A 20,776-nucleotide genomic window follows, 5' to 3' on the forward strand; every position below is an offset into this window, starting at 1 on the left:
TTATAATTACTTTTCTAATATTTGTGTCCGAACCATACTAGCCTGCAACATTGCTAACTCAACTACACAAGAATAATGACTTAAATCAAGATTTTCCAACAAACGATAAGATACAAATAACTTCGGTTGCAATCGTGTGAGAGGTTTTGACCATATTACTGCTTCTGACTGGAATTGTTTGAGTGCCTGAAAATAAATCTGATCGACTGTAAGATAGGCTCTACCATTTAGTAAATATGCGTAATCTTGTATTAAATCTCTACAAAATGAAGCTACCCAAATAGCTGCGGTCTTCTCAGAATCAGCATCGTAATCGGCTAATAAGTCCAGCGTAATCAGACTTCCTTTTCCAAAATCCTTCGATTTCTGATTTCGCAATTTTTCAGCATTTATCGGAGTCGTCAAACCAAAATGATTAGCATAGGTTTCCCACTCTTTATAAATATCATTCCAAGAAATCTCTGTCATCCTTTTCATTTGCGACTCCTATTTTTCTTTTTGTGAGATTATCATAACACCGTTTTGATCCTTTGTCAAACATGTTAAACAAAATTTGCAAAAAATATTTTTTAATGGTATAATTAGTTAAACAGATAAGGAGACAACCATGATTTTAGGTGATATTTTAAAAGAATACCGAAGCAAGAATAAATTATCAATGGATAAATTCGCTGAATTATCTGGTTTAACAAAAGGCTATATTTCTATGTTGGAAAAGAACCAGCATCCCAAAACCAAAAAAGCTCTCCTGCCAACGATGGATACACTAGAAAAAGTCGCTAAGGGCATGGCTATATCGGTTGGTGAGCTAATCGAGCAACTAGATTCCAATCAGGATATAGCTTTAACGATTACTCCTTCCCAATTTAAACTCTTTCAACAGCCTATTCATCCAGAGATTCAAACCTTGGACAATGAATTAAAGGGTGATTTCCATGCACGATGGTTAACTTTTGGTCAAGAACAGTTAGCAGCTATGCAAACTGCCTCAGTTACTCCTTCTGCTTCTATTCTTCACTTGGATGACTACCGGGAGCGAATCGAATTACCTGTTCCTGGTAAGGTTTCTGCCGGTACAGGTTACTGGCAGGATACAGATATGAACAATCTTGTATCATTCTATAACGATGAGATTCCGAATAACCAATCTTATGATACAATCGCTCAGGTTGTGGGAGATTCTATGGCTCCGCATATCGAGGATGGAGACTATCTCTTCATTCGCCTAACTCCTCATATTCCTCTAAATACGATTGGAATTTTTTCAGTCAATGGCGAAAATTTTGTTAAAAAGTTCAAAGGTGACTATTTGCAATCACTCAATTCTGACTATGATGACATCTATTTTAACCCAGAAGACGATATTCGACCTATTGGTCAAGTTGTAGATATTTATAGTCCAGATTGATTTCTAATCCTAGTTAATCACTAGTTATATTGGCTACATTCCTCCATCTAGTTTTGGAAAGTCTGTTCGTATAGCTGGCGTTTTTTCCTACTGAAAACAAACTGAAAAGCACAGTAAAGGGAGGCTATGACAGCCTCCCTTTTATATGTCAAATTGGAAAAGTCCATTACCAGATAGTTATTTGACAACAAGTTAATGATTAAATAATTATTCTGCTACCCTTATGTCTCTGATTGTCCTCTTACTATTTGTCTAAAGTGTGGAGATTGCTTATTATGATGAAAATCGCTAGAGGTTTTTGTGATTTTCTAAGGTTATGTTCAAAAGTTACAACATCTTGAACACATAGTAGTTACGACACGAATAATCTTAGCCTACTTCTGATTGAACCGGGTAGCAAGGCTAAATAATGAGTTAATGCTATGCATTTGACAATGGATATCACAAATAGATATAAAACAGGGATAACGGACTTTTCCCCCTACTAGCATCCCTCTCTTTTTATTAGAGAAAGATGACTAATAGTATATACACTTCTACGAACGCTAAAGAACTCCTTTCAGCAATTCAGATGGCGTTCAACATCTTAACTAACTATTTCCTTTTTTCAATTAGATTATACCACTATTATAAAACGCTTTCAAATAATTATGTGCTCCAAAGTCAATTTTTTTGCTTTTCTTTTTCCTTGATAAAGTTTTCCCACATTTTTTGTTGCGGTTTAGCAAATGGGTAGGTAGGAAAATCTTCTACAGAAACCCATTTCAATTCTTTTGATTCTGGAAGGTTAAGTGTTTCTGCCACACCTTCTACCATTTCTATCTGCCATTTGCGGTGACTAAAAATGTGCTGGACGATGCCAAATTCTTGCTCCTGCCAATCAACAGTCAGACCATAAAGTTCCGTAAAGCTCTGCCGAATATCTGGCTGAACAACTTCTTCTGCAACTTCAAAGAGAGAGACTTGTTTGTCAACGATTGCTCCTTTTTCCAAAAGCGGAAAAGACCAGAAACCTGATAAAAGACCTGCTTCATTATTTTTTTCCAATAAAAATTGATTGTCTTTATTTCTAATGAGAAATCCCTGGTAGGCCACGGGAATCGGCTTTTTCTTTGGTGCTTTGATTGGATACTTATCCATTGTACCGTTTAAGTAGGCTGCGCTAAAGGCTTTGACTGGGCTGTCCTGGGGACGTGGATTAACTGGCGATTCAATATCCGACCCCAGATCCATCAGGGCTTGGTTGAAATCGCCCGGCCTGTCAGGATCTATCAAGATTTCCATCATCGCTTGGAAAATCTTGCGATTGGCAGGCAAACCAATATCATAATCAACCTCAAACAAGCGGCTGAGAACCCGCATCACATTGCCATCTACCGCTGGTTCTGGCAAATTAAAAGCAATACTGGAAATTGCTCCAGCAGTATAGGGACCAATGCCCTTTAGGCTTGAAATGACTGCATGCGTGGTCGGAAATTGCCCATCAAAATCTTCCACCATTTGCTGAGCCGCCTTTTGCATATTCCGCACGCGCGAATAATAGCCCAATCCCTCCCAGAGTTTGAGAATGACCTCCTCTGGTGCTTGTGCTAAATCACTAATCGTAGGCAAGTGATGGAGAAAACGTTCATAATAAGGAAGGACCGTGTCTACTCTTGTCTGTTGAAGCATGATTTCAGAAACCCATATAGCATATGGGTCCCTTGTCCTTCTCCAAGGCAAGTCACGTTTATTAGCATCATACCAATCTAAGAGTGCCTTGCGAAAAGCTTGAATCTTTTCCTCCGGCCACATTTCGATTCCATATTCTTTCAAATCTAACATACATCTAGTATAACACAAAGAAAGGGTGCCAGCTTTTGCCAACTCCCTTATATCGTTTATAATCAAAATCAAACTAGCTCCAAAGGTTTGGGGAACCTTTGGAGGTTGGAAATAGAGCGAACGAAGTTCGTCTCTACAAAGGTTTGGGGAACCTTTGGAGGTTGGAGATTGAGCGAATGAATTTGTTTCTCTAAATCTAGCCAAGACTGTCTGTTTTTGATGTTCGAAGAATTTTATTCTACTTTACCTGTTACAAACATGGTAAAGCTTGCTGAAGCAAGTAGCTGTTTATCTTGGTTTTCTATCTTAACTTCGACGACCTTTGTTCTACTTCCATCATGTGTGCAAGAACCAGTGACGGATAAGGTATCACCAAGATTAGCTGCCTTCATATAATGGATATTGGACTGTAGGGTGACAGAATAAGCCCCCCTTGCTACCGTTGTCAGACCTGCAACTGAATCTGCCAATGTGAAAAGAAAGCCTCCATGTGCTATGCCGTATGGATTGAGAGATTTTTCCGTCACCTTTGTGGTCAGTAGCACCTCTTTCTCATTGAGTATTGTAGCTTGATAGTCATCTAAAACCGTAATCGGTTGTAAGTTTAATTTATCTAACACTTTCATCCTCCTCTGTCTGCTGACTTGTTTGCATTTGATAATAAACGCCTTGTTCAGCCATCAATGCTTCATGATTCCCTTGTTCAACAATTTTTCCGTCCACCATGACCAAAATCAAGTCAGCTGATTGAATGGTTGATAGGCGATGAGCAATAATAAAGCTGGTCCGTCCTTCCATCAATTTGGCAAATGCTTCCTGTACTAAAATTTCTGTCCGTGTATCAATAGAGGAAGTCGCCTCATCTAAAATCAGGATTTTAGGTATTTTAACAAAGACACGCGCAATAGACAAAAGCTGACGTTGTCCCTGGGATAAGGCTTCACCTCCATCTGCCAAAACTGTATCGTACCCCCGCGGAAGCTGACGAATAAAGAAGTCTGCATTAGCCGCCTTAGCCGCCTCAATGACCAATTCCCGCGTGGCATTTGGATAGCCATAGGCAATATTATCATGAATGGTACCAGATTTAATCCATGTCTCCTGTAAAACCATCCCAATCTGTCTGCGAAGATCCTCACGACTGTACTGGCTAATCGGAACTCCATCTAAAGTAATTTGACCAGCCGTTACATCGTAGAAGCGCATAAGCAGGTTAATCATGGTTGATTTACCTGCACCAGTAGGTCCAACAATGGCTACCTTTTGGCCAGATTTGACATTAATGTTCAACTGTTCTATAAGAGAACGGTCAGGGCTATAAGAGAAAGACACATTTTCAAAGGAAATAGCTCCCTTCAACTCCTCCGAATCGATTTCCCGCTCAGCCTGATCGTCAATGCTATCTAAAGCCAAGATAGCAAACAGTCTGTCTGCACAAGCTAAGGCGCTCTGCAATTCCGATAGGACCGAGGAAATATCATTAAAAGGCTTGCTGTACTGACTAGCATAATTGAGAAAAGTTGTCAGTGCCCCCACTGTGAAATTCCCTGTCATAATTCTCAGAGCTCCAAGTCCTGCAAGTAAGGCATAAATAATAGCATTGATAAAGCGAGTGCTTGGATTGACCGTTGAAGAGGCAAAGATAGCCTGTTGGGAATAGGTCGCATACTGGTCATTCACAACTTGAAAACCTTGCGTAAATTGCTCTTGAGCATTGAAAGATTGAACCAGTGTCAATTGACTGATGGACTCTTCCAAATGCTGAGATTGCTTCCCACGTGCCTGAGTCTGTTGTCTATAATAACCATAGGATTTCTTAGCGATATAGCGTGCCACAAGCAGAGAAACTGGAGTTAATGCCACAACCAGCAACATCATCGTCAAGTCAAGCCTAGCCATAGTGAAAATAGTTAGGAAAATAGTCAAGATACCAATGAAAAATTGATTGAAAATCATCAAGAGACCATTTGTTAATTGCTCACTATCACTTGAAAAACGAGCCACCAAATCACCAACTGAATGACGATCCAGATAAGATAGGGGCATCTGGTGCAGCTTCACATAGACCTGTTCACGCAAGTCGGCCACCATTCCGTAAACCAAGCGATTGGTTACCAAAGGTAAGTACCATTGCACCAGCGTATTAAGCAAGATAACCATCACCATTTTGCCTAAGATACCGAGCAAGACCTGACCATCTGCTATCAATACGGCATCGACTGCCTGACCAATCAAGATAGGCAGATAAACTGTCAGAAGGACTTGCACCAAAGTTCCCACCAACATCAAGGACATTCGAAGGGGCTGGTGTAGAACCAATCTGACCAGTTCCTTAAAACTAGATTGTCTCATAGCTATCCTCCTCTCCTTGTTGTTGCGATTGGTGAATTTCTTGGTAAATGGCAGAGCTTCTCAGCAAGTCCTCATGGCGACCAAGTCCAACTTGACGCCCTTGTTCCAAGACTAAAATCTGATCAGCTGTCCGTAAACTATTGGTTCTCTGAGATACCATTATTAAGGTTTGCTCAGGCAATTCACGACAAATCGCAGCCAATAACCGACTCTCCGTCAAATAATCCAGAGCAGATGTTGCATCATCCAAGATTAAAATCGGTGCTTTCTGTAAAATAGCGCGTGCAATGGTCAAACGTTGACGCTGTCCACCAGAAAAATTCTTACCAAAGGCTTCGACTGGGCTATCCAAACCACCCTTGTCTTCTATGAAAGATTTAGCTTGAGCAATTTCTAATGCAGACCATAGGTCACTATCAGATATTTCTTCCAATCCTAAAGATAGATTAGAACGAATAGTTCCAGCAAAAAGCTGAGCCTGTTGCGGAACGATAGCAATTCGCTGCCGCCATTCTTTTAAATTCTTGGGACTTTTTCCATCAATGAAGAGAGAGAGCTGATTTGTTGGCACTGAATAGAGTGCCTGCAATAAATCTACTAGGGTGGATTTACCTGACCCAGTTCCCCCGATAATTCCCATAAACTGTCCCTTACGTAAGTCAAAAGCAATGTCAGACAGGGACTCCTCAGCAGATTTTGGATACGAAAAGGAAAGATGGCGCACAGAAAAGATGATTTCCTGATCCTCACTAACCACTTTTGGCAAACTAGACTCTACATCCTCAGATGTTTGGTCAAAAACCTCTTGAATACGTTGCGCTGAAATATAGGTCTGGTTGAGAGTAGACACAACCATAATCATCTTGACCAATTCTACTAAAATTTGAAGAAGGTAGTTGATAAGAGCGACCAACATCCCTTGCTCCAGTAGGTTGTTTGAAATGCTTGTATTTCCCTGCCAGATGAGAATGAGTAAGGTACCGTTGACCACTAAAAATGTCAATGGTGATAAAAGACTAGACCAAAAACCAGCCTGCAGCTGTTGTTTCTTATAAATCTGATTTATGCCTTGAAAAGCCTTAATTTCCCGCTCTCTTTGTCCAAATGCACGAATCACTCGCCAACCAGTCACTGTCTCACGTACCTGCCCCACCAAACCATCTAATTCTTTTCGCATCGATTGATAAATACGGCTGGTCATAACAGAAATGACTGCCACTATAAAAATCAATAGGATAATCATTCCTAGAAAATAGGCAGATAGACTTGGGCTAATATAGAATGCCATGATGAGCGAACCAAATACGACAATTGGAGCACGTAAAAACAAACGAAGAAAAGTATTAATACCCGTTTGAATTTGTAAAGTGTCGCTGGTCAATCGTGTCAGCAAGCTGGATGAGGAAAGAATATCTCGGCTAGACTTGGGAAGGGAAAGAACCTTCTGATACAAGTCATTCGTCAGCTCTTTAGTCACACCAACCGCTGCTTTAGCTGAATAATATTGCGCTATTAGTGAAACAATAATTCCAATACATGCTAGACCAACCAGTAAAAAAAGCATAGCAACCAGGTTTCCCCGGCTGCCATTTGGAATAATTGTATCAACGATATAGGCGATAATTAATGGTACCAAAAGCTCAAAACAAGCTTCCAATAGTTTGAAAACTGGACCTAATATGGATTCCTTAATATAGTCCTTAAAATATCGTGATAAAAATTTCATATTAACGGTGCTCCAAAGCCTGAACCGCAGTAATCAAGGTCAAGTTGTAAACATCATCAGGGTTACAACCACGAGACAAGTCGTTTACAGGCTGATTCAAACCTTGTAAAACAGGACCTACCGCTGCAAATCCACCCATACGTTCGGCAATTTTATAACCAATATTACCAGCTGAGATACCTGGGAAGATAAATACAGTCGCTTGACCAGCAACACTCGAACCTGGTGCTTTTAATTTACCTGTAGCAGGGACAAAGGCAGCATCAAATTGCAATTCACCGTCCAAATCCAACTCAGGACGCAATTTTTGAGCAATTTTAGTTGCTTCAACCACCTTATCAACTTTAGGACCTGAGCCAGAACCTTTTGTTGAATAGCTAAGCATTGCAACTTTTGGATCGATACCAAACATTTTAGCAGTACGTGCTGAGTTGATAGCGATTTCAGCCAAGGTTTGAGCATCTGGATCAATGTTGATAGCACAGTCACCAAAAATATAACGCTCTTCACCTTTTACCATCAAGAAGGCACCTGATGTTTTCGATACACCTGGCTCTGTTTTAATGATTTGAAGAGCTGGACGAACTGTTGAAGCGGTTGAATGAATCGCACCAGATACCATACCTTCTACTACGCCCATATATACCAACATAACACCAAAGTAGTTAACATCTTTCAACAACTCATGTGCCTGCTCTTCTGATACCTTACCTTTACGGCGCTCTACCAAAGCAGCTACCATCTCATCATATCTATCATAATGAGCTGGGTCAATAATTTCAAAACCTTCTGTAATCCCTTCAATGTCAAGGTAAATCTTAATACGATCTGGGTTTCCAAGCAAGACCGGTACTACATCCGACTCATTTACCAAACGTTTTGTCGCTTGCAAGATACGTGGTTCTTCACCTTCTGGCAATACGATACGTACTTTTTTACCCTCTAGCTTTGTAGCTAATTGCTCAAAAATTTTCATGAACAAACTCCTTAAATTTATTTACTTATTAACTGATTGATAACAGCCTGAAAATCCTCAGGAAGCGGTGCTTCCAAATCAATCCTTTCGGCTGAAAAAGGATTGTCGAAGGCTAAATTATGACAATGTAAGGCTTGACGTTCTATCCCACATTCCAAACTTCCACCATACATATCATCTCCTAACAATGGAAATCCAATGTGAGAAAAATGAACACGAATCTGATGAGTCCGCCCAGTATGTAGTTGAATATCTACTAAATGAATATCTCCCCAAGATTGCACAACACGATAGGAAGTATGAGCATATTTTCCATTCTTTGTCACACAACGGGTAATGATGCTATCCTCTGGACGACCGATAGGGGCAATAATATCCCCTGTCTCTTCTAGCTGCCCATTCCCCTTCACCAAAGCATAATAACGTTTATGAATAAGCTTGGCCTGTAACTGCTTATCGAGTCGTGCATGGGCATAGCCGTGCTTGGCAAACAGCATGACGCCTGATGTATCCCTATCCAGACGAGTCACAATATGAACCTGCTTATTCTCATAATTCTGCTCAATAAGATAACCTTTTACAAAATTTGCGATTGTGGATGAATGCAAGGCAGAAGGAATGGAGGCGTAGCCAACCGGCTTATTTATCGCCAGAAAATGATCATCTTCATAGACAATATCCAACGGAAAGAAAATCGGCTTCAAACTACCAGTCAAATCCTCTTCAGCAGGTATGTCAATTGTAACCCTATCTCCAATATCAAGCAAGTAAGTTGCATTTTGCTCAATATCGTTGACCCAGATATTGCCGCCGGTATACTTAATCTTCGCTAATAGGCCTTTAGAGACACCGTGTTTTTTAAGGAAAGTCTTTATTTTCGTATGCTGGTCAGCAATGAATTCAAACCGCATTACTCCACCTCTCCAATAAAGGCGTCCTTAACCCGATTCCAAAAACTAGTATGGCTCGGTGTTGCAACAAAATGAATCTTACTATTGTCTATCTGATACTCTATACTTTCAATACTATCATAGACAAAAGTCTTATTGTCCACCGCAATCGAGTAACGGTCACTATGCTTTGGTTCAATCACAATCTTGTCTTTTTTAGGGACAACAACGGATGAACCCAAGGTGCGGTAAACACGATTGTTCAAACTTGCCACTTCTGCAATCTGCAATGCCTCGATTGTTGGATGTAAAACAGCACCACCTAATGACTTGTTATAGGCTGTTGAGCCTGTCGGCGTTGAAACCGAAATTCCATCTCCTCTAAAGCGTTCGAAGGGCACATTGTTAATAATAATATCTGCGACCATGGTCTTAGAAAGACGTTTTACTGTCGCCTCATTTAAGGCACGCGCCTCGACAATGCGACCATCTGTCATCTTGACCTTAACATTTAAAATCGGATACGATACTCTAGCACCTGTATCAAGCTTAAGATTTTCAATCAGCTTGTCCACTTCAAAATCACGATAATCTGTATAAAACCCCAAATGACCCGTGTGAATTCCTACAAAACGTACACGATCAATCAACTTTTCATATTTGTGAAAAGCAGATAAAAGCATCCCATCTCCACCGATAGAAATGACAATATCTGGATTTTTAGGAGTCAAAATAAAATTTGCTTCTTTTAACTTTGTCCATAATTCTTTGGACACCGCTTCACTCTTAGGATTTCGACTAGCGAGCAGAGCGATTTTTTTTCTACCTGTATTCTTCATCTGTATCATCACTGTTGCCCACACCGTCATTCAGTTTGCGATAGGCAGGATCAAATAAGGCCTGCGCTTCTTGAATGTCGTTGCGGATTTTTCGCATCTCCTCATCTAATTCATAGGCAATTTTTGCTGTAACTTCCAAGCGTTTCTTGATTTCTTCTGGAAAATTCCCCTTATATTTATAATTCAGAGAATGTTCAATTGTAGCCCAGAAATTCATGGAAAGGGTTCGAATCTGGATTTCTGCCAGAACCGTCTCGTTGCCATTTATAGTATCCACAGGATACTCAATCACCACATGATATGAACGGTAGCCAGAGGCTTTCATATTGTTGATGTAATCCCGTTCATGCACAATTTGCATATCCTTGCGTTTCCGCAAAATAGCTAATACTTCTTCAATGTCGTCCACAAATTGAACCATAATCCGAAGACCGGCAATATCTTGCATATCTTGAGCAAGATTTTCCAATTTGATATGTCGCAGGACCATTTTTTCTTTAATGGATTCAATCGGTTTTACCCGTCCTGTGACAAACTCAATTGGAGAATGCCGATTAGCCTTGCGATACTGCTTGCGAATCCCCCGCAGTTTGATTTTCAATTCACCAACTGTCTGAATATAGGGGTCTAAAAATTCTTCCCAGTTAAAGTCCATACGGCCCCTTTCTTGTCAAAACTTTTAAATTGTATTAGAATAACACAAAGACTAATCTATTATAACACATTGAAAGGGTTTACTGCATGAAAAACCACCTTGAAATTGAGTATAAAACCTTACTGACCAAATCCGAATACAAACGCCTGCTTACTGACTTTTCAGATGTGAGCCCAATTCTTCAAACAAACCACTACATTGATACCCCAGACCTAGATATGAGGAATCACCGCTTTTCACTTCGTATTCGTACATTTGAAGACTCAGCAGAACTAACCTTAAAAATTCCACAAGAAGTCGGAAATCAAGAATATAACCAAGCTCTAGACATCCAAACTGCTCATCATTTACTGGAAAATTTTCAACTACCAGCAGGACAAATTTCTGACATTATTTCTGCAACAGAGATTCCACTTGATAAACTTGCTGTCTGGGGAAGCCTCACGACAAAACGCTATGAGAAACAGACATCTATAGGTCTTATGGCCCTCGATGAAAATGATTATGTGGGACAAAAAGATTATGAATTAGAAGTCGAAGTGACCGATGCAGATGCAGGGAAGATTCTTTTTGATGAATTCCTTAAGAAGAAATCAATTCAATTCAAATATGCGAGTAGTAAGGTCGCACGAACAGCTGCCTACATGAAATAACTATAAAAAATCAGCCAAATAAGGTTGATTTTTTAGTTTCACTACTGAAAATTTTTCATTTTTTTGATAGAATAGAACTATCTATTGTAAAAAATACTTTTATGTCATCATAAAAGCTCAGTGTGTAAAAGGAGTTACTTTAAAATGGTACAACCACTCGGTGAACATAACATTAAATTATTCTCACTCAATAGCAACCGTGATATTGCTGAAAAAATTGCTGATTCTGCTGGAATTCCTCTTGGAAAACTGTCTTCTCGTCAGTTTTCGGATGGTGAGATTCAAATTAACATTGAAGAATCTGTACGTGGCGTAGACGTCTACATTATCCAATCAACAAGCTATCCGGTCAATAATCACTTGTGGGAATTATTGATTATGATCGATGCTTGTAAACGTGCTAGTGCCAACACCATTACAGCGGTCATCCCTTATTTCGGCTATGCTCGTCAAGACCGTACCGCTTCTCCACGCGAACCAATTACAGCTAAATTAGTTGCAAATATGCTGGTTAAAGCTGGTGTCGACCGTGTATTGACTCTTGATTTGCACGCTTCACAAATTCAAGGTTTCTTTGATATTCCAGTAGACAATCTCCTTACAGAACCACTTTTTGCAGCTTACTACATGGAAAAAGGACTCTGCGGAGAAGATGTCGTCATTGTGAGTCCTAAAAATTCTGGTATCAAACGCGCGCGTAATATCGCTGAATTTCTAAATGCACCGATTGCGATTATCGACTACGCTCAAGATGATTCTGAACGTTCTGAAGGCTATATTATTGGTGATGTTGCTGGTAAAAAAGCTATTTTGGTGGACGATATTCTCAATACTGGTCGCACTTTCTCACAAGCTTCAAAAATTGTCCAAGAAGGTGGTGCTACTGAAATTTATGCAGTTGCCAGCCATGGTCTCTTTGCGGGAACCGCAGCCCAACTCTTAGATGAAGCACCAATCAAAGAAATATTAGTTACCGATTCTGTTGCAAGCAAAGAACAGCATCCTAAAAATATCGCCTTCCTAACAGCTAGTGACTTGATTGCAGATGCCATCCACCGCATCCAAGAACATCAGCCACTCAGCCCACTTTTCAAATTTACTAGTCCTGAAAAAGAAAACTAGGAGTAAACTCTTTGATTTATTTAGATAATGCAGCAACCACTGCTCTATCTCCTACTGCACTCCAACGGATGATGGAAGTGGCTCAAGAAAATTATGGAAACCCCTCCAGTATCCATCAAAGCGGTCGAAAAGCCAATCAATCTCTTAGACAAAGTCGTCAAGAGATTGCTCAGATTCTCTCCGCCTCTCCTGAACAAATTATTTTCACATCTGGAGGCTCCGAAGCTGATACTTTAGCTATTCAAGGCTATGCACTTGCACATCAATCCAAAGGAAAACACCTGATTACTACGGCTATCGAACACCATGCTGTCCTCCATACCATGCAATATCTAGAGGAGCGGTTTGGGTTCGAGGTAACCTATATCCAACCAGTCGATCAAGTAATCACCGCTCAACAAATTCAGGATGCCCTTCGACCAGATACTATTTTAGTCAGCGTCATGTTTGCTAACAATGAGACCGGTCAGCTACTTCCCATCAAGGAAATTGGAAAGCTCCTAGCCGATCATCAGGCCGTCTTTCATGTAGATGCTGTTCAAGCAATTGGAAAAATTGCAATTGCTCCCTCTGACTACGGAATTGACTTCCTCACGGCCTCTGCCCATAAATTCCATGGTCCAAAGGGAATGGGATTCCTGTATAGTAAAGTTCATAAATTTGATTCCTTGATCCACGGCGGAAAGCAGGAACAGCAACATCGAGCAGGTACTGAGAATCTCCCTGCTATTGCTGCTATGGCGACTGCCCTAACAGAACAATATGAGTCCTTAGATACGCATCATAAGCATGTCAGTGAACTGCGACAACATATTATCAAGGGATTGTCTGGCTTAGACTATTATCTCAATCAGGCTGGACCTCATCTCCCTCATGTCCTTAATATCGGTTTTCCTGGTAAACTTAATGAACAACTACTCATGCAACTAGATTTGGCAGGTATCGCTGTTTCTAGCGGTTCCGCATGTACGGCAGGTGTTGTCCAAAATAGCCATGTTTTAGAAGCTATGTATGGAAAAGACTCCCATCGTCTGAAAGAATCCATTCGTATCAGCCTATCTGAAATCAATACAAAAGAAGAGATAGATGCTCTTATCATCGAACTAAAGAAAATACTTGGAGGTTAAAATGGCATTTCAACAATCAGTTACCTTAAAAGATTGTAATTTTACTTATCACATTAGCCCTGCTATCAAAAAATATACACTCCGTGATAACACCTTTGAACAAAGCAAAGCAGGTCACTATCAGCTTACACGTCTTCTGGAAGAAATTCCAAATTCAAACCAAGGATTCCTCTTGAAAATTATTATCAATCAAGACCTAACAGGTTTTAAAATTAACATTACCGACAAGTCTGGTCTTCATCTGGTAAACATTTTTAAACCAGAAAGTAACAAGGTTATTCAAGAAAAATTCTATTTCCTCATGGATAGCTTGATTGACCGTAACATCTTTACAAAAGAGGGTTAGTATGATTGAAATTCACTATCTTGACGCTTACAAGCAAGAACGTATCCAAACATTTGAGAATAAAGATGCAGCCATTCTGGCTTTTTCCGGTTGCTTAACCCTCCCAGACTATTATCCAGTTACCAGCATTACACAAGACGGACAAGCTCTGGATTACAAAGGGACAATCGGGGATCTCTATCGCTATTTACAAACACTAGATTAGACAGTTTCCTGTTTAATCTTTTTTTAAAATCAATCTGTTGATTTTTTCACAAACTTGGACTAGAATAGAATAAAGAACTGTTTAATATATAAATAATCGATAAAGCGTATTCTATCGAAATAAAGGAGTCTAAAGTGAAAAACGATAAAAAATCTGATATTCCACGCGCAACTGCCAAACGACTATCCCTCTACTATCGCATTTTTAAACGTTTCTATGCAGGAAATATTGAAAAAGCTAGTTCAAAAGAAATTGCCGAAGCTATCGGAATCGACTCAGCTACCGTCCGCCGAGATTTTTCCTATTTTGGAGAGCTTGGTCGTCGTGGCTTTGGCTACAATGTCAAAGAGTTGATGGATTTCTTTGCAGATATTCTAAATGATACCTCCATCACCAATGTTATGCTTGTTGGAGTCGGGAATATGGGGCGGGCCTTGCTACACTATCGCTTCCACGAACGAAATAAAATGAAAATAGTCATGGCTTTTGAAGCAGATGATAATCCAGCTGTTGGAACGACAGATGAAAACATCCCAATCCATGCAATCTCAGAAATCAAGGAACGTATCAGCGAAGCAAACTCTCAGACAGCCATTCTAACGGTACCCAGCGTCAAAGCGCAAGAAGTGACTGATATTCTTGTTGAAGCTGGTGTTAAGGGAATTCTGAGCTTTTCACCAGTTAACTTGTCTGTCCCAAAAGATGTCGTTGTTCAGTATGTTGATTTGACTAGTGAATTACAGACACTACTCTACTTTATGCGAAAAGGATAAGCAATGAAAAAACCAGTTATTGGTATTTCTGGAAATGAATATAAAACAGGGGATCATACAGAACCCCTGCTTTCTTATACCCAGACTTGCCTCGTACAAGCTATTGAAGATGCTGGCGGACTCCCACTCATCCTTCCTGTTACAGAGCCTGATTTGGCAAAATATTATATCCATCTTATTGATAAACTCATCCTAACAGGAGGACAAAATGTCCAGCCAAGTTACTATCACGAAGAAAGGACTATTGACAGCGATAATTATCTACCAAAGCGTGACGAGTTTGAATTAGCCCTCATAAGGGCTGCCCAAGAAAATCAGAAACCTATCTTCGGTATCTGCCGAGGTCTACAGCTCTACAATGTAGCTCAAGGTGGTAGCCTTCATCAATCAATTTCTGAACATTGGCAAGACATAGACGGACAAGAAGTCAGTCAAACGATTCAACTGACTCAAAACAGTCCACTTTACAACATATATAAGTCCGATCCGAGTGTAAACTCATTTCACCGCCAGGCTATCAAAGACTTAGCACCTGACTTAGAAATCATTGCACTATCGGATAATCAACAGATTATTGAAGCAGTTCATTCAGCCTACCCAACTAAATTTTTAGGGGTTCAATGGCATCCTGAACTACTCTACGGTAAACGTGAGATTGAAAAAGACCTCTTCTACTATATTGTCAATAAACTTTAAAATAACTCACTTTCTTCTCTAAAAGAATAGTAATCCTTATTTCCAACAATTAAATGATCTAATAATACCAGTCCTAGCTTTTCGCAGGACTCTTTTAAATTCTCCGTAAATAGCAAATCATTCCTACTAGGTTGTACTGAACCCGACGGGTGGTTGTGAACGATGATAATCGATGTTGCCATGCATTTTACTGCGTAATGCAAAATTTCACGTGGTTCTGCAATGCTACGATTAACACTCCCAATAAAAATCGTTTTTTGACTGATAATCTGGTTCTGTGTATTGAGATAAAGTGCAACAAGATGCTCCTGCTTCTTATGCCCGATTTCATGAATCATCTTACGTCCCAACTTCTCACTTCCCAAAATTCTCTCATTTAAGAGTAGCTCTGATTGATTGATACGTTTTCCAAGTTCAATCATAGCCTTAATTTCAATCGCCTTAACGCGCCCAATTCCAGTCAAACTTTGCAATTCTTCAATTGATAATTCTCTTAGAGCCGCTAAACTCTCCAAACGATTCAATAATTTATTGGAGAGAATAGAAACAGGTTCTTTTTTTGTTCCAGTTCTAATAAAAATTGCTAGTAATTCCTGATTACTGAGACGCTCAGCTCCAACTTCTACTAAACGTTCTCTAGGTAGAGTGGCCTCTTCTTTAAATTCAATTTGATACATAATTTCCTCCTCACCTATCTATTCGTAAAATCTTGCAAAAAAAGAAGCCATATAAAACCAAAGAATATCTCCTCAGTCTTATACCACTTCTTTATCCTTAATATATAGATGTTTTATTGTCCATAATCATACTGATTATAACTCTTATTGAAGGAATCTAAGATGTCTTTTGCAGTTTCATTATATGGAGTTGTTGATTCAAGAACTCCTTTTACAATGATACGTTGCGTAGCATAATAGTCCGTACATGTTACCAAGGTAACTTCTGTACGTCCTTCTACATCATCAATGACATAGACACTTTCAGGCGAAACAATTTCCACACTATCAATAACGTAGGTGTAAACATTGGTCTTGTCAGTAATATAGATTTTCATGCCGTTTTTAGCACGATCAAGCGGTGAAAAGAGAACATCTGCCGCACCAGTTACACCAAAAATATGGTGGCTGGCCAACGCATAATTTCCTTTCCCCATCTCTTGGTTTTCCTTCATGGTACCAGCTCCATACATGAGCGAAGTATTGAAGACCCCTTTAAAAATAGGAAGGTTGATACCAAGCTCGGGAACCGCAATTCCACCAATTACAGGTAAGCGTTGCGCATCCCACTGAGCTGCTAAAATAGCCTCTGTAGAAATAGACTGAACCTGATCGAAATCAAATGTTGTTTCAGCCTGTTTATTCTTTTCGATATCCTCTGTCGTAACATTGCTAATCTGGTACTTATTCGTATTCCAGCCAATAATAAAATTACGGATAGAGGTGTTGAATATCAACGCTAGGGAAATCAGTATCAATACAACTGTTAAAAGATTGCGCCAAAAAGAACCTTTACGCTTCTTCTTTTTTTCACGTTTTGACATGATTATTTATTCCTTTTCTTCTTTAATTTCGGCAGCATCTACCAAGGCAAAGGTCATGATTTTCGCTTCATCATTCAAGCGCATCACTTTTACACCCATGGTTGAACGACCAGTTTGAGAGATATTGGCAACACTTGTACGAATAATCACGCCAGTATCGGTAATAACCATAATATCTTCATCACCAGATACCGTTGTCAAACCTGCCAGAGAACCATTCTTCTCAGCAACTTTAAGAGTCTTGATACCCTTACCACCACGACCTTTGGTTGGATACTCACTGGCTGGTGTACGTTTACCAAAACCTTTTTCCGTCAATACGAGTACTTCTTGGTCATCAGAAATCATAGTAGCGCCAACTAACTGGTCTCCCTCGCGTAAATTGATACCACGAACACCTGTTGCTGTACGGCCCATATTACGAACATCTGTTTCAGTGAAACGTACAGAATAACCGAACTTAGTCCCCATAATAATATCTGCTTGACCATTTGTTAAGAAAACATTGATGAGTTCATCGTCTTCTTTCAAATTCAAAGCTTTCAGACCGCTCTGGCGAATATTGGCAAATTCTGACACACTAGTCCGTTTTACAACACCTTGGCGGGTTGCAAAGAAGAGATAGCTATCTGCCTCCTGGTCCTTAGTTACATTGATAATGGTTTGAATTGCCTCGTTTTCTTCCAATTTAAGCAAATTGACTACTGGAAGCCCCTTTGCAGTACGACCGTATTCTGGGATTTCATAGCCTTTGAGACGGTAAACACGTCCCTTGTTAGTGAAGAAGAGCAAGCGATCATGAGTGCTTGTAGAGACTAATTCTCGTACAAAATCATCATCCTTGACGCCAGTTCCTTGAACACCACGTCCTCCACGCTTCTGAGCTTGAAACTCATCCTGTGCTAAACGCTTGATGTAGCCTTGGTTTGACAAGGTGATTAAAACATCCGTTTCTTCAATCAAGTCCTCATCTTCAAGGGAAAGAACTTCACCAACCATCAATTCTGTACGGCGTGGGTCAGCATATTTACGTTTGACTTCTTCTAATTCGTCTTTAATAATCTGAACAACACGCTCAGGCTTAGCTAGAATATCAGCCAAATCTGCAATCAATGCCACTAACTCATCATATTCTGATTGAATCTTGTCACGTTCCAAACCTGTCAAACGACGAAGACGCATATCAAGAATGGCCTGACTCTGACGTTCAGAAAGGTCAAATTTCTCCATCAATTCAGCTTGAGCAATAGCATCAGTTTCTGAATTACGGATAATACGAATGACTTCATCAATATGGTCAAGTGCAATCAGCAAGCCTTCTAAGATATGAGCACGCGCTTCAGCCTTTTCTTTATCAAATCGTGTACGGCGAGTGACTACTTCTTTTTGGTGTTCAATATAAGACTCTAGAATCTGACGTACAGAAAGGATTTTCGGTACACCATTTTGGATGGCCAACATGTTGAAACTAAAGTTGGTTTGAAGCTGTGTTTGTTTAAACAAATTATTCAAGATGACGTTGGCTGAGGCATCACGACGAACTTCGATAACAAATCGTACACCCTCACGGTTGGATTCGTCTCGAACAGCAGTGATTCCTTCAATACGTTTTTCTTGGACTAATTTGACAATATGTTCTTGAACCTTGGACTTATTGACCATGTATGGAAACTCTGTAACAACAATGCGTTCACGACCATTTCCATATTCTTCAATTTCTGTGCGGGAACGAAGAACTATTGAACCTTTACCAGTTTCATAAGCACGGTGAATTCCAGATTTCCCCATAACCAAGGCACCTGTCGGAAAATCTGGTCCAGGCAAGACTTCCATAATCTCACGTGTTGTTACCTCGGGATTGTCCATAACCAGCTTAACTGCCTCGATAGTCTCACCCAAGTTGTGTGGAGGAATGTTGGTAGCCATACCAACGGCAATACCAGTCGTTCCGTTAACTAGAAGGTTAGGGAAACGAGCAGGTAAAACCTCAGGCTCACGTTCACTCGCGTCATAGTTATCCGCAAAATTTACCGTATTCTTGTTAATATCACGAAGCATTTCAAGCGCAATCTTGCTCATGCGTGCTTCTGTATAACGCTGAGCGGCTGCTCCGTCGCCATCCATGGAACCAAAGTTTCCGTGACCATCAACTAACATGTGACGGTAGCTCCACCATTGTGCCATACGAACCATTGCTTCGTAAATCGCACTATCTCCATGCGGGTGATATTTACCCATAACATCCCCTGTGATACGGGCTGATTTTTTATGTGGTTTATCCGGTGTAATTCCTAATTCATTCATCCCATACAAAATACGGCGATGAACCGGCTTCAGACCATCACGTACATCAGGCAGAGCACGCGAAACGATAACACTCATCGCATAGTCGATGAAGGATGATTTCATCTCATTGGTCAGATTAACCGTTACTAAATTTTTATCTTGCATTATATGCCTCTTTCAACAGTCATTGTGCTTCTATTATACCATATTGGCGAATAAATTTCTTTGTTGGAAACTAGCATGTAAACATTTTCAAAGGCGCTTTCACAAGTGACAAAAAGCTTAAAACATGCTAGAATGTATTATGGTCGGGATGAAGTCATCCCCAAATAAAACTAAGGAGATGTTTAGCAATGACTGCAACTAAACAACACAAAAAAGTAATCCTTGTCGGTGACGGTGCCGTAGGTTCTGCTTATGCATATGCTCTTGTTAACCAAGGGATTGGTCAAGAATTGGGTATCATCGATATCAACAAAGACCGTACTCAAGGTGATGCAGAAGACTTGAGCCACGCATTGGCCTTCACATTCCCTAAAAAAATCTACTCTGCTGAGTATTCAGATGCTCATGACGCAGACTTGGTTGTATTGACAGCTGGTTTGCCACAAAAACCAGGTGAAACTCGCCTTGAATTGGTAGAGAAAAACCTTCGTATCAACCAACAAATCGTTACAGAAATCGTTAACTCTGGTTTCAACGGTATCTTCCTTGTTGCTGCTAACCCTGTTGACGTATTGACTTACTCAACTTGGAAATTCTCTGGTTTCCCTAAAGAGCGTGTTATCGGTTCTGGTACTTCTCTTGACTCAGCTCGTTTCCGTCAAGCATTGGCTGAGAAAATCGGTATCGACGCACGTTCAGTTCACGCTTACATCATGGGTGAGCACGGTGACTCAGAATTTGCAGTTTGGTCACATGCCAACGTTGCTGGTGTGAAATTGTACGACTGGTTGCAAGATAACCGCGATATTGATGAGCAAGGTCTTGTTGACTTGTTTGTATCTGTTCGTGATGCAGCCTACTCAATCATCAACAAAAAAGGCGCAACTTACTACGGTATCGGTGTTGCACTTGCGCGTATCACTAAAGCAATCTTTGATGATGAAAATGCAGTACTTCCATTGTCAGTTTACCAAGCTGGCCAATACGAAGGTGTTGAAGATGTCTTCATCGGTCAACCTGCTATCATCGGTGCCCACGGTATCGTTCGTCCAGTCAATATCCCATTGAGCGAAGCTGAATTGCAAAAAATGCAAGCATCTGCTAAACAATTGAAAGACATCATCGATGATGCTTTCGCAAACCCAGAAATTGCAGCTGGTGTAAAAAACTAATTATATAAAATAGTAAAAAAG

General features: G+C 40.1%; 21 protein-coding genes. 9 read left to right on the top strand and 12 right to left on the bottom strand.

Annotated features, from left to right (window positions below):
* Positions 1 to 6: 6 nt before the first annotated feature.
* On the bottom strand, positions 7 to 477 hold the full coding sequence (locus K5Q34_RS01490) for a hypothetical protein (RefSeq protein ID WP_221864385.1): 471 nt from the start codon (positions 475 to 477) through the stop codon (positions 7 to 9).
* 130 nt (positions 478 to 607) lie between these two features.
* Between K5Q34_RS01490 and K5Q34_RS01495 the strand changes: the two genes are divergently transcribed.
* Positions 608 to 1,408 (top strand): XRE family transcriptional regulator, encoded by an 801-nt coding sequence (locus K5Q34_RS01495; protein WP_221864386.1) that lies wholly within the window; start codon positions 608 to 610, stop codon positions 1,406 to 1,408.
* A gap of 663 nt (positions 1,409 to 2,071) precedes the next feature.
* Here K5Q34_RS01495 and mutY read toward each other — a convergent pair.
* From mutY to K5Q34_RS01535, 8 genes are all read right to left on the bottom strand, one after another.
* Positions 2,072 to 3,232: an A/G-specific adenine glycosylase gene (gene mutY / locus K5Q34_RS01500; protein ID WP_221864387.1), complete on the bottom strand. Its 1,161-nt coding sequence runs from the start codon at positions 3,230 to 3,232 to the stop codon at positions 2,072 to 2,074.
* A gap of 233 nt (positions 3,233 to 3,465) precedes the next feature.
* The gene (locus tag K5Q34_RS01505) at positions 3,466 to 3,858 is read right to left on the bottom strand and encodes a PaaI family thioesterase (protein ID WP_221864388.1); all 393 of its coding nucleotides are present in this window, start codon (positions 3,856 to 3,858) and stop codon (positions 3,466 to 3,468) included.
* Positions 3,842 to 5,584 carry an ABC transporter ATP-binding protein gene (locus K5Q34_RS01510; RefSeq protein ID WP_221864389.1) on the bottom strand — a complete coding sequence of 581 codons (1,743 nt, stop codon included), beginning with the start codon at positions 5,582 to 5,584 and terminating at the stop codon, positions 3,842 to 3,844. The genes K5Q34_RS01505 and K5Q34_RS01510 overlap by 17 nt, the downstream gene beginning before the upstream one ends.
* Positions 5,571 to 7,310, bottom strand: coding sequence for an ABC transporter ATP-binding protein (locus K5Q34_RS01515; RefSeq protein WP_171935688.1), 1,740 nt, complete (start codon positions 7,308 to 7,310; stop codon positions 5,571 to 5,573). Before K5Q34_RS01515 ends, K5Q34_RS01510 begins: the two co-directional genes overlap by 14 nt.
* A gap of 1 nt (position 7,311) precedes the next feature.
* Positions 7,312 to 8,286, bottom strand: coding sequence for a phosphate acetyltransferase (pta, locus tag K5Q34_RS01520; RefSeq protein ID WP_012775151.1), 975 nt, complete (start codon positions 8,284 to 8,286; stop codon positions 7,312 to 7,314).
* A 17-nt stretch (positions 8,287 to 8,303) separates the two neighbouring features.
* Positions 8,304 to 9,197 carry an RluA family pseudouridine synthase gene (locus K5Q34_RS01525; protein WP_012027041.1) on the bottom strand — a complete coding sequence of 298 codons (894 nt, stop codon included), beginning with the start codon at positions 9,195 to 9,197 and terminating at the stop codon, positions 8,304 to 8,306.
* Positions 9,197 to 10,015 (bottom strand): NAD kinase, encoded by an 819-nt coding sequence (locus K5Q34_RS01530; protein ID WP_002935241.1) that lies wholly within the window; start codon positions 10,013 to 10,015, stop codon positions 9,197 to 9,199. The genes K5Q34_RS01525 and K5Q34_RS01530 overlap by 1 nt, the downstream gene beginning before the upstream one ends.
* A complete protein-coding gene (locus K5Q34_RS01535) occupies positions 9,999 to 10,670 on the bottom strand; it encodes a GTP pyrophosphokinase family protein (RefSeq protein WP_024385279.1) in 672 nt (223 codons plus the stop codon). The genes K5Q34_RS01530 and K5Q34_RS01535 overlap by 17 nt, the downstream gene beginning before the upstream one ends.
* Before the next feature lie 86 nt (positions 10,671 to 10,756).
* Between K5Q34_RS01535 and K5Q34_RS01540 the strand changes: the two genes are divergently transcribed.
* The 7 genes from K5Q34_RS01540 (at position 10,757) to K5Q34_RS01570 (ending at position 15,592) form a co-directional block, all read left to right on the top strand.
* Complete coding sequence (locus K5Q34_RS01540) at positions 10,757 to 11,323, top strand: CYTH domain-containing protein (RefSeq protein WP_221864390.1); 567 nt, start codon at positions 10,757 to 10,759, stop codon at positions 11,321 to 11,323.
* A 144-nt stretch (positions 11,324 to 11,467) separates the two neighbouring features.
* Positions 11,468 to 12,445 carry a ribose-phosphate diphosphokinase gene (locus K5Q34_RS01545; protein ID WP_012775438.1) on the top strand — a complete coding sequence of 326 codons (978 nt, stop codon included), beginning with the start codon at positions 11,468 to 11,470 and terminating at the stop codon, positions 12,443 to 12,445.
* A gap of 11 nt (positions 12,446 to 12,456) precedes the next feature.
* A complete protein-coding gene (locus K5Q34_RS01550) occupies positions 12,457 to 13,572 on the top strand; it encodes a cysteine desulfurase family protein (protein WP_221864391.1) in 1,116 nt (371 codons plus the stop codon).
* Between the two features lies 1 nt (position 13,573).
* Positions 13,574 to 13,918, top strand: a complete 345-nt coding sequence (locus K5Q34_RS01555) for a DUF1831 domain-containing protein (RefSeq protein WP_024385282.1) — start codon at positions 13,574 to 13,576, stop codon at positions 13,916 to 13,918.
* 1 nt (position 13,919) lies between these two features.
* Positions 13,920 to 14,123: a DUF4649 family protein gene (locus tag K5Q34_RS01560; protein WP_024378702.1), complete on the top strand. Its 204-nt coding sequence runs from the start codon at positions 13,920 to 13,922 to the stop codon at positions 14,121 to 14,123.
* 134 nt (positions 14,124 to 14,257) lie between these two features.
* Positions 14,258 to 14,896, top strand: coding sequence for a redox-sensing transcriptional repressor Rex (locus K5Q34_RS01565; protein ID WP_002935251.1), 639 nt, complete (start codon positions 14,258 to 14,260; stop codon positions 14,894 to 14,896).
* Positions 14,897 to 14,899: 3 nt separating this feature from the next.
* Entirely contained in the window at positions 14,900 to 15,592 is a 693-nt protein-coding gene (locus tag K5Q34_RS01570) for a gamma-glutamyl-gamma-aminobutyrate hydrolase family protein (RefSeq protein ID WP_221864392.1), read from the top strand.
* On the opposite strand, the gene radC is transcribed toward K5Q34_RS01570, so the two are convergent.
* From radC to gyrA, 3 genes are all read right to left on the bottom strand, one after another.
* Complete coding sequence (radC, locus tag K5Q34_RS01575) at positions 15,589 to 16,269, bottom strand: DNA repair protein RadC (RefSeq protein WP_024385285.1); 681 nt, start codon at positions 16,267 to 16,269, stop codon at positions 15,589 to 15,591. The genes K5Q34_RS01570 and radC overlap by 4 nt on opposite strands.
* Positions 16,270 to 16,382: 113 nt before the next feature.
* Positions 16,383 to 17,132, bottom strand: a complete 750-nt coding sequence (locus K5Q34_RS01580; RefSeq protein ID WP_044668608.1) for a class A sortase — start codon at positions 17,130 to 17,132, stop codon at positions 16,383 to 16,385.
* A gap of 6 nt (positions 17,133 to 17,138) precedes the next feature.
* The gene (gyrA, locus tag K5Q34_RS01585; RefSeq protein ID WP_024402193.1) at positions 17,139 to 19,583 is read right to left on the bottom strand and encodes a DNA gyrase subunit A; all 2,445 of its coding nucleotides are present in this window, start codon (positions 19,581 to 19,583) and stop codon (positions 17,139 to 17,141) included.
* 188 nt (positions 19,584 to 19,771) lie between these two features.
* Here gyrA and K5Q34_RS01590 point away from each other — a divergent pair, with 188 nt between their 5' ends.
* Positions 19,772 to 20,755, top strand: coding sequence for an L-lactate dehydrogenase (locus K5Q34_RS01590; RefSeq protein ID WP_002940816.1), 984 nt, complete (start codon positions 19,772 to 19,774; stop codon positions 20,753 to 20,755).
* Positions 20,756 to 20,776 lie beyond the last annotated feature (21 nt).

Origin of the sequence: Streptococcus sp. 2018110 (genome assembly GCF_019754115.1) — a bacterium.
In the GTDB taxonomy this organism is placed as follows: Bacteria; Bacillota; Bacilli; order Lactobacillales; family Streptococcaceae; genus Streptococcus; species Streptococcus hashimotonensis.

What these genes read in the sequence shown, in the direction of transcription:
- K5Q34_RS01490 (WP_221864385.1), bottom strand. Translation starts at nt 477, where the DNA reads ATGAAAAGGATGACAGAGATTTCTTGGAATGATATTTATAAAGAGTGG.
- K5Q34_RS01495 (WP_221864386.1), top strand. Translation starts at nt 608, where the DNA reads ATGATTTTAGGTGATATTTTAAAAGAATACCGAAGCAAGAATAAATTA.
- mutY (WP_221864387.1), bottom strand. Translation starts at nt 3,232, where the DNA reads ATGTTAGATTTGAAAGAATATGGAATCGAAATGTGGCCGGAGGAAAAG.
- K5Q34_RS01505 (WP_221864388.1), bottom strand. Translation starts at nt 3,858, where the DNA reads ATGAAAGTGTTAGATAAATTAAACTTACAACCGATTACGGTTTTAGAT.
- K5Q34_RS01510 (WP_221864389.1), bottom strand. Translation starts at nt 5,584, where the DNA reads ATGAGACAATCTAGTTTTAAGGAACTGGTCAGATTGGTTCTACACCAG.
- K5Q34_RS01515 (WP_171935688.1), bottom strand. Translation starts at nt 7,310, where the DNA reads ATGAAATTTTTATCACGATATTTTAAGGACTATATTAAGGAATCCATA.
- pta (WP_012775151.1), bottom strand. Translation starts at nt 8,286, where the DNA reads ATGAAAATTTTTGAGCAATTAGCTACAAAGCTAGAGGGTAAAAAAGTA.
- K5Q34_RS01525 (WP_012027041.1), bottom strand. Translation starts at nt 9,197, where the DNA reads ATGCGGTTTGAATTCATTGCTGACCAGCATACGAAAATAAAGACTTTC.
- K5Q34_RS01530 (WP_002935241.1), bottom strand. Translation starts at nt 10,015, where the DNA reads ATGAAGAATACAGGTAGAAAAAAAATCGCTCTGCTCGCTAGTCGAAAT.
- K5Q34_RS01535 (WP_024385279.1), bottom strand. Translation starts at nt 10,670, where the DNA reads ATGGACTTTAACTGGGAAGAATTTTTAGACCCCTATATTCAGACAGTT.
- K5Q34_RS01540 (WP_221864390.1), top strand. Translation starts at nt 10,757, where the DNA reads ATGAAAAACCACCTTGAAATTGAGTATAAAACCTTACTGACCAAATCC.
- K5Q34_RS01545 (WP_012775438.1), top strand. Translation starts at nt 11,468, where the DNA reads ATGGTACAACCACTCGGTGAACATAACATTAAATTATTCTCACTCAAT.
- K5Q34_RS01555 (WP_024385282.1), top strand. Translation starts at nt 13,574, where the DNA reads ATGGCATTTCAACAATCAGTTACCTTAAAAGATTGTAATTTTACTTAT.
- K5Q34_RS01560 (WP_024378702.1), top strand. Translation starts at nt 13,920, where the DNA reads ATGATTGAAATTCACTATCTTGACGCTTACAAGCAAGAACGTATCCAA.
- K5Q34_RS01570 (WP_221864392.1), top strand. Translation starts at nt 14,900, where the DNA reads ATGAAAAAACCAGTTATTGGTATTTCTGGAAATGAATATAAAACAGGG.
- radC (WP_024385285.1), bottom strand. Translation starts at nt 16,269, where the DNA reads ATGTATCAAATTGAATTTAAAGAAGAGGCCACTCTACCTAGAGAACGT.
- K5Q34_RS01580 (WP_044668608.1), bottom strand. Translation starts at nt 17,132, where the DNA reads ATGTCAAAACGTGAAAAAAAGAAGAAGCGTAAAGGTTCTTTTTGGCGC.
- gyrA (WP_024402193.1), bottom strand. Translation starts at nt 19,583, where the DNA reads ATGCAAGATAAAAATTTAGTAACGGTTAATCTGACCAATGAGATGAAA.
- K5Q34_RS01590 (WP_002940816.1), top strand. Translation starts at nt 19,772, where the DNA reads ATGACTGCAACTAAACAACACAAAAAAGTAATCCTTGTCGGTGACGGT.